The sequence below is a fragment of the Cupriavidus sp. FW216-B1 genome (assembly GCF_058789195.1).
Genome location: NZ_JBYTEL010000023.1, coordinates 42,292 through 54,537, shown reverse-complemented (window position 1 = coordinate 54,537; position 12,246 = coordinate 42,292). Strand labels below are relative to the sequence as shown.

Here is a 12,246-nt window from a genome sequence, read left to right as displayed (position 1 = left end):
GCTCAGCGGATGCGCATGCCGGGCACGGCGCCGTCGTGCGGCTCCAGGATCCACAGGCCCGGCGTGGCCTTCTCGTCGGCGGCCGAGGCGGCCAGCACCATGCCTTCGGACAGGCCGAACTTCATCTTGCGCGGTGCCAGGTTGGCCACCATCACGGTCAGCTTGCCGACCAGCTGCTCGGGCGCGTAGGCCGACTGGATGCCGGAGAAGACGTTGCGGGTCTTGCCTTCGCCCGCGTCCAGCGTGAGCTGCAGCAGCTTGCTCGAGCCTTCCACCTTCTGGCAGGCCACGATCTTCGCCACGCGCAGGTCCACCTTGGCGAAGTCGTCGATGGTGATGGTCTCGGCGACCGGCTCGATCGCGGCGGCGCCGGCCGGCGCGGCGGCCTGCAGCGAGTCGCGGTTGGCGGCCAGCAGCGCGTCGACCTGCTTGGCGTCCACGCGCGTCATCAGGTGCGAGTACGGCTGCACCGGGCGCGCGGCGCTCAGCTGCTTGTCGATCGCGCGCCAGTCGAGCGGCTCGACGTTGAGGAAGCGCTCCACGCCGGCGGCCATCTGCGGCACCACCGGCTTGAGGTAGACGGTGAGCAGGCGGAACGCCTCGAGCGAGACCGAGCAGGCCGCGTGCAGGGCGGCGCGCCTGGCGTCGTCGCGCGCCAGTTCCCACGGCTTCTCGGTGTCGACGAAGGCGTTGACCGCGTCGGTCAGCTCCATCACCAGGCGCAGCGCCTTGCTGTACTCGCGGCTTTCATAGAGCTGCGCGACCTGCGGCGCGGCCTCGCGCAGCTGCTTGAGCAGCGGGTGCGCGAGCGCGGCCTCGTCCACCGCGCCGTCGAAGCGCTTGACCAGGAAGCCGGCGGCGCGGCTGGCGATGTTGACGTACTTGCCGATCAGGTCGCTGTTGACGCGCGCGATGAAGTCCTCGAGGTTCAGGTCGAGGTCTTCCATGCTGGCGTTGAGCTTGGCGGCGAAGTAGTAGCGCAGCCATTCCGGGTTCATGCCGGTGTCGATGTAGCTCTGCGCGGTGATGAAGGTGCCGCGCGACTTGCTCATCTTGGCGCCGTCCACGGTCAGGAAGCCGTGGGCGAACACGTTGGTCGGCGTGCGGTGGCCCGAGAAGCGCAGCATGGCCGGCCAGAACAGCGTGTGGAAGTAGAGGATGTCCTTGCCGATGAAGTGGTACTGCTCGGCGGTGGAGTGCGGGCCGACCCAGGCGTCGAAGTCGATGCCCTTCTTTTCGGCCAGGTTCTTGAAGCTGGCGTAGTAGCCGATCGGCGCGTCCAGCCACACGTAGAAGTACTTGCCGGGCGCGCCCGGGATCTCGAAGCCGAAGTAGGGCGCGTCGCGCGAGATGTCCCAGTCCGACAGCGTGGAGGCCTCGCCCTCGGCGCCGAGCCATTCCTGCATCTTGTTGGCGGCTTCCGGCTGGGCCAGGTCGGCCACCCACTCGCGCAGGAAGGTCTCGCAGCGCGGGTCGGACAGCTTGAAGAAATAGTGGGCCGACGACTTGCGCACCGGCGTGGCGCCCGACACCACCGAGTACGGGTTCTTCAGGTCGGTGGGCGCGTAGGTGGTGCCGCACACCTCGCAGGAATCGCCGTACTGGTCCTTGGCGCCGCATTTCGGGCACTCGCCCTTGATGAAGCGGTCCGGCAGGAACATGTTCTTGACCGGGTCGTAGAACTGCTCGACCTCGCGCTCGGCGATCAGGTCTTCGGCCTTCAGCGCCAGGTAGATCTTCTCGGAAAGCTGCTTGTTCTCGTCCGAGTCGGTGCTGTAGTAGTTGTCGAACGACACCAGGAAGCTGTCGAAATCGCGCTTGTGCTCGCTCCAGACGCGGTCGATCAGCTGCTTGGGGGTGATGCCTTCCTTCTCGGCGCGCAGCATCACGGGCGTGCCGTGCGTGTCGTCGGCGCCCACGTAGTAGACCTCGTTGCCCATCATGCGCTGGAAGCGCACCCAGATGTCGGTCTGGATGTACTCCACCAGGTGGCCGATGTGGATCTGGCCGTTGGCGTATGGCAGGGCAGAGGTGACGAGGATGCGACGTGCGGTCATGGATGGTGCCGGTCAGGGGTAAACGGGGAAAGCGGGCACGCGCGGCGGGAGGCCGGCGCGCACCGTGAGACGGCTATTCTAGCAAGCGGGGCCGCAGGCGCGGGTGGCGCGCGGCGGACCGGTGGCGGACAGGACGGTGGCGGGGAGGGCCGGCGCGGCTTTGTAGTGACTTATATGCCACTTGTAGAGCTGCGGGCAAAAAAAGCGCCGGTCAGAACCGGCGCAGCTTTCCACAACGGAAAAGGAGGAGAAATCAGGTACCGCCCGGGAGGTCAGTCACCCATCGCGAGCCAGCAACGGTGACAAGCGGTACCTGTTTCTATGACTGCATCACCCTTGAATTGGTTTCAAAAAAATTTCCACGCGGCGATTCTGCGCGCGTCCCGCCTCGGTCGCGTTGTCCGCGATCGGCTGCGTCTGCCCGCGGCCCTCGGCCGCCAGGCGGTTGCGCGCGACGCCGCGGTCACCCAGGTAGCCGGCCACGCTCTGCGCGCGGCGCTGCGACAACTGCATGTTGTAGCTCGGGTTGCCGGTGCTGTCGGTATGGCCGACCACGGTGGCGGCCACGTCCGGATGCTGATTGAGGGTCTGGGAGACCTGGTCGAGCACCGCGCGGAACGACGGCTTGATGGTCGAGCTGTCCGTGTCGAACGTCACCTGGCTCGGGATGTTCACCTTCAGCGAGCCGTCCGGCTGCTCGGTGATCTGCGTGCCGGTGCCGGCCGTGTCCTTGTTCAGCTTGCCGCGGATCGCGTTCCAGTTGTAGCCGGTGGCGCCGCCCAGGGCGCCGCCCACCGCCGCGCCGACCAGCGTGCCGGTGGTGTTGCCGCCGATCAGGTTGCCCAGCCCGGCGCCGACCGCGGCACCCACGCCGGTGCCGACCGCGGTCTGGGTGCCTTGTTCGGTGGCGCAGCCGGCAGCGAGCACGGCGACGGTGGCGAGGCTGACGAGCTTGAGTTTCATGCTTTCTCCTTCAGGACGAATCGTTGTTGGCTGGTTTTTTGACACGGTGCGCACCACAACGCTAGAAATAACGCGGAAGGCACGTGAATACAAGTATCCGGCGGTCCGCGCCGGGCGGCGTTTCTGGCGCACTACAATAAGGACATGAAGCCGGGCGCACAAGCGCAAGCCTGTGACAGTTGTAAGTGCGTGTAATTCCATGCGCGGCGCATGGGCTTGTCGGCCGCGCGCCACCCTCGGCGGGCGCGTGGTCCATACTTTGATACAGTACGCGCCTTCCCCCACATCCAGCAGCGGAGATTGTCTTGAGCCTCACCATCGACCAGGTTACCGAAGTCCTGCGCACCGTGATCGACCCGAACACGGGCCGGGATCTGGTGTCCACCCGCTCGGCGCGCAACGTGCGCGTCGATGGCGGCGACGTGTCGCTGGAAGTGGAACTGGGTTATCCCGGCAAGAGCCAGCTCGAGCCGATCCGCCAGGCGGTGCTTGCTGCGTTGCAGCAAATCCCGGGCCTGGCCAATGCCAGCGTGACCGTGACCAGCAAGATCGTGTCGCACGCGGTGCAGCGCGGCGTCAAGCTGCTGCCCGGCGTCAAGAACGTGATCGCCGTGGCTTCCGGCAAGGGCGGCGTGGGCAAGTCCACCACCGCCGTCAACCTGGCGCTGGCGCTGTCCGCCGAGGGCGCGCGCGTGGGCATGCTCGACGCCGACATCTACGGCCCCAGCCTGCCGATGATGCTCGGCATCACCGGCCGGCCCGAGTCGTCGGACGGCCAGACGATGGAGCCGCTCGAAGGCCACGGCCTGCAGGCCAACTCGATCGGCTTCCTGATCGAGCAGGACAACCCGATGGTGTGGCGCGGCCCGATGGTGACCTCGGCGCTGGAGCAACTGCTGCGCCAGACCAACTGGCACGACCTCGACTACCTGATCGTCGACATGCCGCCGGGCACCGGCGACATCCAGCTCACGCTGTCGCAGAAGGTGCCCGTCACCGGCGCAGTGATCGTCACCACGCCGCAGGACATCGCGCTGCTGGACGCCAAGAAGGGCCTCAAGATGTTCGAGAAGGTGGGCATTCCCATCCTCGGCATCGTCGAGAACATGGCGGTCTACTGCTGCCCGAACTGCGGCCACGTCGAACATATCTTCGGCGAGGGCGGCGGCGAGAAGATGTGCGAGGACTACCACGTGGACCTGCTCGGCAGCATGCCGCTGAACCGCTCGATCCGCGAGCAGGCCGACACCGGCCGCCCGACCGTGGTGGCCGATCCCGACAGCCCGGTGGCCGAGCTGTACCGGGCGATGGCGCGCAAGGTGGCGGTCAAGGTGGCCGACCGCGCGCGCGACATGAGCAGCAAGTTCCCCAGCATCGTGGTGCAGAACACCTGAGCGGCGTCCGGCGGGCCGGCCCGGGCGGGCGTCCGCCGCCTGTCCGTCGCTTGCCCGCCACCTGCCCGCCGGCGCGCGCCATCGGGCGGCAAACTCTCGCCGGCACGTCACATTGCGGCGGTACAATCGGCCGCACAACACCGTGAGAGGAGGTTCTGCATGAAGCATGTACGCGTACTTTTCTGCCTGGCGGCAGTGGGCGCCCTGGCCGGCTGCGGCAGCATGGACATCGGCGGCGACAGCGCGGTGGCCAAGCTCGACGCCAAGAGCGGCACCGCCACGCAAGGCACCGTGACCTTCACCCAGCGCGGCGACCGCGTGCTGGTCAAGGCCGACGTGAGCGGCCTGCCGCCCAACACCGAACACGGCTTCCACGTGCACGAGAAGGGCGATTGCTCGAGCCCCGATGCCATGAGCGCCGGCGGCCATTTCAACCCGACCGGCAAGCCGCACGGCTCGATGTCGATGCCCGACCACCATGCCGGCGACATCAACAACCTGCGGGCGGACGCCGGCGGGCGCGCCCAGGCCAGCTTCGAGCTGACCGGCGTGACCGTGGCCCCTGGCCCCACCAGCGTGGTCGGCCGCGCCGTGGTGGTGCACAAGGACCCGGACGACTACCGCACCCAGCCGACCGGCAACTCCGGCGGGCGCGTCGCCTGCGGCGTCATCGCCAAGTCCTGACGGGCGGGCGCGGGAAGCGGGGCGCGCCGTCCCGGTTTCCCGCGCCGCTCCCCGCGCCGTCCATAGTCGCTCACGGCCGCTCCCGGCCAGCTTTTCGGTCCGGTCCTGGCCTGGTTCCGGCCTGGTTCCGGCCTGATGCGAGCCCGATCCGAGCCCGATCCGCGCCTGATTCCACTCCGGCTCACTTCCCCGATGCCCGCGCGCCGGAAGCGCTTCCGATTGGTTGTACAATGCGGCCCATCGCGAGGCCCCGGCAGGTCCGGCGTGCCGTGAGCAAATGCGAGCAGCGTTCCCGGCTGCCCGGCGCGGCAACGCCGCCGGCCGCGCCCGAGCCTGCCCGCATTTGTTCATCCCGGTACCCATATGAGCATCAAATCCGACAAGTGGATCCGCCGCATGGCGGAGCAGCACGCCATGATCGAGCCGTTCGAGCCCGGCCAGGTACGGGAGTCCGACGGCCGCAAGATCGTTTCCTACGGCACCTCGAGCTACGGCTACGACATCCGCTGCGCCGACGAATTCAAGATATTCACCAACATCAATAGCACCATCGTCGATCCCAAGAACTTCGACGAGAAGTCCTTCGTCGACTTCAAGGGCGACGTCTGCATCATCCCGCCCAACTCGTTCGCGCTGGCGCGCACGATGGAGTATTTCCGCATCCCGCGCAGCGTGCTGACCATCTGCCTGGGCAAGAGCACCTACGCGCGCTGCGGCATCATCGTCAACGTGACCCCGTTCGAGCCGGAATGGGAAGGCTATGTCACGCTGGAGTTCTCCAACACCACGCCGCTGCCCGCCAAGATCTACGCCGGCGAGGGCTGCGCCCAGGTGCTGTTCTTCGAAAGCGACGATATCTGCGAGACTTCCTACGCCGACCGCGGCGGGAAGTACCAGGGCCAGCACGGTGTCACACTGCCGAAGACCTGATCGCTTTACAATGCGCGCGTCGCGGCATGCGCCGGCTCCCGAGTGAGCGCCGGCGGGCCGCGCGCCAAGCCCGAACGTCGAGCCACATGCCGCCCAGGGGAGAGCGTCCCCGGGCCATGTGGCTCAAGTCCTTCCTGCCGTCCAAGGATGCCCTATGAAATTCCGCTTTCCCGTCATCATCATCGATGAAGACTTCCGCTCCGAGAACATTTCCGGCTCGGGCATCCGTGCGCTAGCGCAGGCCATCGAGCAGGAAGGCATGGAGGTCATGGGCCTGACCAGCTACGGCGACCTGACCTCGTTCGCGCAGCAGTCCAGCCGCGCTTCGTCGTTCATCGTGTCGATCGACGACGACGAATTCGTCAGCGAGGACGACCGCCCCGAAGCCGCCGCCATCGAGAAGCTGCGCGCCTTCGTCAACGAAGTGCGCCGCCGCAACACCGACCTGCCGATCTTCCTGTACGGCGAGACCCGCACCTCGCGCCATATCCCCAACGACATCCTGCGCGAGCTGCACGGCTTCATCCACATGTTCGAGGACACGCCGGAGTTCGTGGCGCGCCACATCATCCGCGAGGCGCGGGTCTACCTGGATTCGCTGGCGCCGCCGTTCTTCAAGGCGCTGATCGCCTACGCGCAGGACAGCTCGTACTCGTGGCACTGCCCGGGCCACTCGGGCGGCGTGGCGTTCCTCAAGAGCCCGGTCGGCCAGGTGTTCCACCAGTTCTTCGGCGAGAACATGCTGCGCGCCGACGTCTGCAACGCGGTGGACGAGCTCGGCCAGCTGCTCGACCACACCGGCCCGGTGGCGGCCTCGGAGCGCAATGCCGCGCGCATCTTCAACTCCGACCACATGTATTTCGTCACCAACGGCACCTCCACCTCGAACAAGATGGTGTGGCATGCCAACGTGGCGCCGGGCGACATCGTGGTGGTGGACCGCAACTGCCACAAGTCGATCCTGCACGCGATCATGATGACCGGCGCGATCCCGGTGTTCCTGATGCCCACGCGCAACCACTACGGCATCATCGGCCCGATCCCGAAGAGCGAGTTCGACCCCGAGACCATCCGCCGCAAGATCGCCGCGCACCCGTTCGCCAGCCTGGCGAAGAACCAGAAGCCGCGCATCCTGACCATCACCCAGGGCACCTACGACGGCGTGCTGTACAACGCCGAGCAGATCAAGGAAATGCTGGCGACCGAGATCGACACGCTGCATTTCGACGAAGCCTGGCTGCCGCACGCGGCGTTCCACGAGTTCTACCGCGACATGCACGCGATCGGCCGCGACCGCCCGCGCAGCAAGGACGCGCTGGTGTTCGCCACGCAGTCCACGCACAAGCTGCTGGCCGGCCTGTCGCAGGCCTCGCAGATCCTCGTGCAGGACTCGGAGACGCGCAAGCTGGACCGCTACCGCTTCAACGAGGCGTACCTGATGCACACCTCGACCAGCCCGCAGTACTCGATCATCGCCTCGTGCGACGTGGCCGCGGCGATGATGGAAGCGCCGGGCGGCACCGCGCTGGTGGAGGAAAGCATCCAGGAAGCGATCGACTTCCGCCGCGCCATGCGCAAGGTCGAGGGCGACTACGAAGCCGGCAACAACGGCGACTGGTGGTTCAAGGTGTGGGGCCCCGACGCGCTGGTCGAGGACGGCATCGGCGACCGCGAGGAATGGATGCTCAAGTCCAACGAGCGCTGGCACGGCTTCGGCGATCTCGCCGACGGCTTCAACCTGCTCGACCCGATCAAGGCCACCATCATCACCCCGGGCCTGGACGTGGACGGCGAGTTCAGCGAGCGCGGCATCCCGGCGGCCATCGTCACCAAGTACCTGGCCGAGCACGGCATCATCATCGAGAAGACCGGGCTGTACTCGTTCTTCATCATGTTCACCATCGGCATCACCAAGGGCCGCTGGAACTCGCTGGTGACCGAGCTGCAGCAGTTCAAGGACGACTACGACCAGAACCAGCCGCTGTGGCGCGTGCTGCCCGAGTTCGTGGCCAAGCATCCGCAGTACGAGCGCATGGGCCTGCGCGACCTGTGCGACGCCATCCACAGCGTCTACAAGGCCAACGACGTGGCGCGCGTGACCACCGAGATGTATCTGTCGGACATGGAGCCGGCGATGAAGCCGTCCGACGCCTGGGCCATGATGGCCCACCGCGAGATCGAGCGCGTGGCCGTGGACGAGCTCGAAGGCCGCGTCACCGCCATCCTGCTCACGCCGTACCCGCCGGGCATCCCGCTGCTGATCCCGGGCGAGCGCTTCAACCACATCATCGTGCAGTACCTGAAGTTCGCGCGCGACTTCAACAAGCTGTTCCCCGGCTTCGAGACCGACATCCACGGCCTGGTGGAGGAAGAGACCGACGGCGGCGGCAGGGCGTATTTCGTCGACTGCGTGAAGCAGGTTCGCTGAGGCTGGCCGGCAGCAGGAGCCTCCCCGGCATCCCAAGGGCCTCGCGCGAGCGAGGCCCTTTCCATTGGCAATCCGCCCGCCGGCAAGCCGCGCGGGAATGCGCTAGAGTGGCGCCTGAATCGCCGCGGCCCGGCGGCATGTGGAAATCCCATCGGACGGAGTGAGCATGGCTTCAGCGCGTAGAGTGGAATTGACTGAGTTCGGCGGCGTCGAGGTGATGCGGCTGGTGACGGTCGACCTGCCGGCGCCGGCGGCGGGCGAGGTGCAGTTGCGCCAGACCGCCGTCGGCTTCAACTACATCGACGTGTACCAGCGCGCGGGCAAGTATCCGCTGCCCAACCCGACCGGCCTCGGCCACGAGGCCGCCGGCGTGATCGAGGCGGTGGGCGAGGGCGTGGCGGACCTGCGCGCGGGCGACCGCGTGGTCTACATGAACGCCGGCATCGGCGCCTACGCCGGGCGCCGCAACGTCGCCGCCGACAAGGTAGTGAAGCTGCCCGACGGCATCGACGACGTGGCCGCCGCGGCGGTCTTCTTCAAGGCCATGACCGCGCAGTACCTGGTGAAGAAGACCCATCGCGTGCAGCCCGGCGACATCGTGGTCGTGCATGCCGCCGCCGGCGGCGTGGGCCAGATCCTCGCCAGCTGGGCCAAGGCGCTCGGCGCCACGGTGATCGGCACGGCCGGCTCGCCAGCCAAGTGCGAGGTCGCGCGGGCGGCCGGCTGCGACGCCGCCATCGACTATTCGCAGGCGGACTGGGTGCGGCAGGTGATCGACGCCACCGGCGGGCGCAAGGCGCGCGTGGTCTACGACTCGGTCGGCCAGCACACCTTCATGGGCTCGCTCGACTGCACCGCGCCGTTCGGGCTGGTGGCGCTGTACGGCGCGGCATCGGGCCCGGTCGCGGCGTTCGAGCCGGAGCTGCTCAACAAGAAGGGCTGCCTGTTCCTGACGCGGCCCTCGGTGTTCCCGCACAACGCCGACACCCAGACCTTCCGCGCCAACGCGGCGGACGTGTTCCAGGCCATCGAACAGGGCGCGATCCGCGCCACCATCGGCGCGCGCTATCCGCTGGAGCAGGTCGCCGAGGCGCACCGTGCGGCCGAGGCGCGCGCCACCACCGGCGCGATCGTGCTGCTGCCCTGAGCGGCCGGGCGCGGCGGGTAAAGAAAAAGGTCCCGCGTGCGGGACCTTCGGATTGCCGGCAAAGCCAGCATGCCGCCTGTGTTCTCCCCTCGCCCATTTCATGGGAGAGGGGAGCAAACCTCCGACAGCCTGAAAGCCGCGCCGCGCGGCCCTTGTCCGCGCAGGACACCCATCCCGCTCACTTCTTCTTGTCGAACTCGAACTGCGGCGCGGCCGGCTCGTCCTGCGCCGGGGCCGAGGGCAGCTCGAGCGTGCCGGCGCCGCCGGCCGCGCTCGAGGGCGGCGCCGAGGCTCCGCCGCTGTCGCCGCCGAGCGGGATCGACACCTCCGCCGCGTTGCTATGGTGCAGCGAGCCCTTGTCGAGGAACATCGTGACCATGCCCGGCCAAAACATCACCATCACCACCATGATGAGCTGCAGGCCGACCCAGGGCAGCGCGCCCCAGTAGATGTCCGCGCTTTTCACTTCCTTGGGGGCGATGCCGCGCAGGTAGAACAGCGCGAAGCCGAACGGCGGGTGCATGAACGAGGTCTGCATGTTCACGCACAGCATCACGCCGAACCACACCAGCGCCGCGGTGGCGGCCGCCTCCGGGTTGCCGCCCATCGAGTCGGCCACCACCGGCGCCAGCACCTTGACCGCGACCGGGGCCAGCATCGGCACCACGATGAAGGCGATCTCGAAGAAGTCGAGGAAGAACGCCAGGAAGAAGATGAACAGGTTGACCACCAGCAGGAAGCCGATCCAGCCGCCCGGCAGCGAGGTGAACATGTGCTCCACCCACGCGCCGCCGTCCACGCCCTGGAACACCACCGAGAAGCAGGTCGAGCCGATCAGGATGAACACCACCATCGCCGTGATGCGCGCGGTGGACTGGTAGGCGTCGACGATCAGCACGCGCAGGTCGGTCAGCTGCCCGGCGCGCAGCAGCAGCCAGGCGATGACGAGGTAGACCACCGCCAGCGGAATGCGGAACAGGTGCGAGCCGAAGGCGAAGAAGCCGGCCACGATGGCGATGCCGGTGGCGGCGATGGCGGTGCGGTAGAGCGCGCGGTCGAGCTTGCCGAAGCCGGGGTTGCGCAGCACCGCCAGCACCAGCGCGCCGACCGCGCCCATCGCGCCGGACTCGGTGGGCGTGGCGATGCCCAGCATGATGGTGCCCAGCACCAGGAAGATCAGCACCGCGCACGGCACGATGCCGCGCAGGCACTTGCGCCACAGCGCCCAGCCGCGCAGCGTGCGCTCTTCCGCCGGCACCGGCGGCAGCCAGTCCGGCTTGATGCGCGCGAGCACGAAGGTGTAGAGCGCGAACAGCGCGATCTGCACCACCGACGGGCCCCACGCGCCCAGGTACATGCTGCCCACGTCGGCGCTGCCCATCGGCGTCTTGAGCTGGTCGGCCAGCACCACCAGCACCAGCGACGGCGGCACCAGCTGCGTGATGGTGCCCGACGCCGCCAGCACCCCGGTGGCGTACTTCATGTTGTAGCGGTAGCGCATCATCACCGGCAGCGAGATCATCGCCATCGCGATCACCTGGGCCGCCACCGTGCCGGTGATGGCGCCGAGGATGAAGCCGACGATGATGACCGAGTAGCCCAGGCCGCCGCGCACCGGGCCGAACAGCTGGCCCATCGAGTCGAGCATGTCCTCGGCCAGCCCGCATTTCTCGAGGATCGCGCCCATGAAGGTGAAGAACGGGATCGCCAGCAGCAGCTCGTTGGCCAGCACGCTGCCGAACACGCGGCTCGGCACCGCCTGCAGGAAGCTGACCGGGAAATAGCCCCACTCGATGGCGAGGAAGCCGAACGCGAGGCCGACCGCCGACAGCGAGAATGCGACCGGGAAGCCGATCAGCATGAATACCACCAGGCCGCCGAACATGAGCGGCGGCATATATTCCAACGGAATCATCATTGCACCGGCCTCTCGTATTTCGATTCGATGCGCACCAGCCCCTTGAGGGCGGCAATGCGCTTGATCAGTTCGGACACGCCTTGCAGGCCGAGCAGGGCGAAGCCGAGCGGCACCACCAGCTTGATCGGGTAGCGCGGCAGGCCGCCGGAGTTGCCGGATTGCTCGAGGATGCGCCACGAGGGCAGGAACAGGGATTCCCACGACAGCCACGCGAACAGCACGCACGAAGGCAGCAGGAAGACGACGATGCCGAAGATGTCGATCCAGTGCTGCGCGCGCTCGGACACGTTGCCGTAGATCAGGTCCACGCGCACGTGCTCGTTGCGCTGGAACGTGTACGACGCGCCGAACATCACGGCGATGGCGAACATGTACCACTGCAGTTCGAGCGGCCAGTTGTCGCTGAGGTTGAAGCCGTAACGCAGCAGGGCGTTGCCCGCGCTGATCAGGCACGACAGCAGGATCATGATGTTTGCAAGCCTGCCCGTGTGCTGATTCAACCTGTCGATCTGCCGTGACAGACCAAGCAAGTAGTACATGGGTTGTCTCCCCCTGTTTTTGCGCCGATTAGTTTATCTGTAACAAAATGCATCGGCGCTTGGGGCTAATACCTACCGCATTGCGCAAAGATCGGCGGCGCGAACCGGCGGCACAAATGAAAAAGCCGCCGAGGGCATGCGCCCTGGCGGCTCTTGCGCGATGCGCGGCTTACGTGGGACCTACAT

9 protein-coding genes are annotated in these 12,246 nt (G+C 67.3%); 5 read left to right on the top strand and 4 right to left on the bottom strand.

Features of this window, described 5'->3' with window-relative positions:
- Positions 1-2: 2 nt before the first annotated feature.
- Both metG and AC3WXD_RS29940 read right to left on the bottom strand, forming a co-directional pair.
- Positions 3-2,057 carry a methionine--tRNA ligase gene (metG, locus tag AC3WXD_RS29945; protein WP_492325278.1) on the bottom strand — a complete coding sequence of 685 codons (2,055 nt, stop codon included), beginning with the start codon at positions 2,055-2,057 and terminating at the stop codon, positions 3-5.
- A 330-nt stretch (positions 2,058-2,387) separates the two neighbouring features.
- Positions 2,388-3,020, bottom strand: coding sequence for a YiaD family glycine zipper/OmpA-like lipoprotein (locus tag AC3WXD_RS29940; protein ID WP_020204341.1), 633 nt, complete (start codon positions 3,018-3,020; stop codon positions 2,388-2,390).
- Between the two features lie 305 nt (positions 3,021-3,325).
- Here AC3WXD_RS29940 and apbC point away from each other — a divergent pair, with 305 nt between their 5' ends.
- From apbC to AC3WXD_RS29915, 5 genes are all read left to right on the top strand, one after another.
- Positions 3,326-4,414: an iron-sulfur cluster carrier protein ApbC gene (apbC, locus tag AC3WXD_RS29935; RefSeq protein WP_020204342.1), complete on the top strand. Its 1,089-nt coding sequence runs from the start codon at positions 3,326-3,328 to the stop codon at positions 4,412-4,414.
- A 159-nt stretch (positions 4,415-4,573) separates the two neighbouring features.
- A complete protein-coding gene (locus tag AC3WXD_RS29930; RefSeq protein WP_492325277.1) occupies positions 4,574-5,098 on the top strand; it encodes a superoxide dismutase family protein in 525 nt (174 codons plus the stop codon).
- Between the two features lie 363 nt (positions 5,099-5,461).
- Positions 5,462-6,028 carry a dCTP deaminase gene (gene dcd, locus AC3WXD_RS29925; RefSeq protein ID WP_492325276.1) on the top strand — a complete coding sequence of 189 codons (567 nt, stop codon included), beginning with the start codon at positions 5,462-5,464 and terminating at the stop codon, positions 6,026-6,028.
- A 154-nt stretch (positions 6,029-6,182) separates the two neighbouring features.
- Positions 6,183-8,456 (top strand): arginine/lysine/ornithine decarboxylase, encoded by a 2,274-nt coding sequence (locus AC3WXD_RS29920; protein WP_020204345.1) that lies wholly within the window; start codon positions 6,183-6,185, stop codon positions 8,454-8,456.
- 166 nt (positions 8,457-8,622) lie between these two features.
- The gene (locus tag AC3WXD_RS29915; RefSeq protein ID WP_492325275.1) at positions 8,623-9,603 is read left to right on the top strand and encodes a quinone oxidoreductase family protein; all 981 of its coding nucleotides are present in this window, start codon (positions 8,623-8,625) and stop codon (positions 9,601-9,603) included.
- Between the two features lie 178 nt (positions 9,604-9,781).
- Here AC3WXD_RS29915 and AC3WXD_RS29910 read toward each other — a convergent pair whose 3' ends face one another.
- Complete coding sequence (locus AC3WXD_RS29910; protein ID WP_492325306.1) at positions 9,782-11,518, bottom strand: TRAP transporter large permease; 1,737 nt, start codon at positions 11,516-11,518, stop codon at positions 9,782-9,784.
- Positions 11,518-12,060, bottom strand: coding sequence for a TRAP transporter small permease subunit (locus AC3WXD_RS29905; protein ID WP_420993424.1), 543 nt, complete (start codon positions 12,058-12,060; stop codon positions 11,518-11,520). Before AC3WXD_RS29905 ends, AC3WXD_RS29910 begins: the two co-directional genes overlap by 1 nt.
- Positions 12,061-12,246 lie beyond the last annotated feature (186 nt).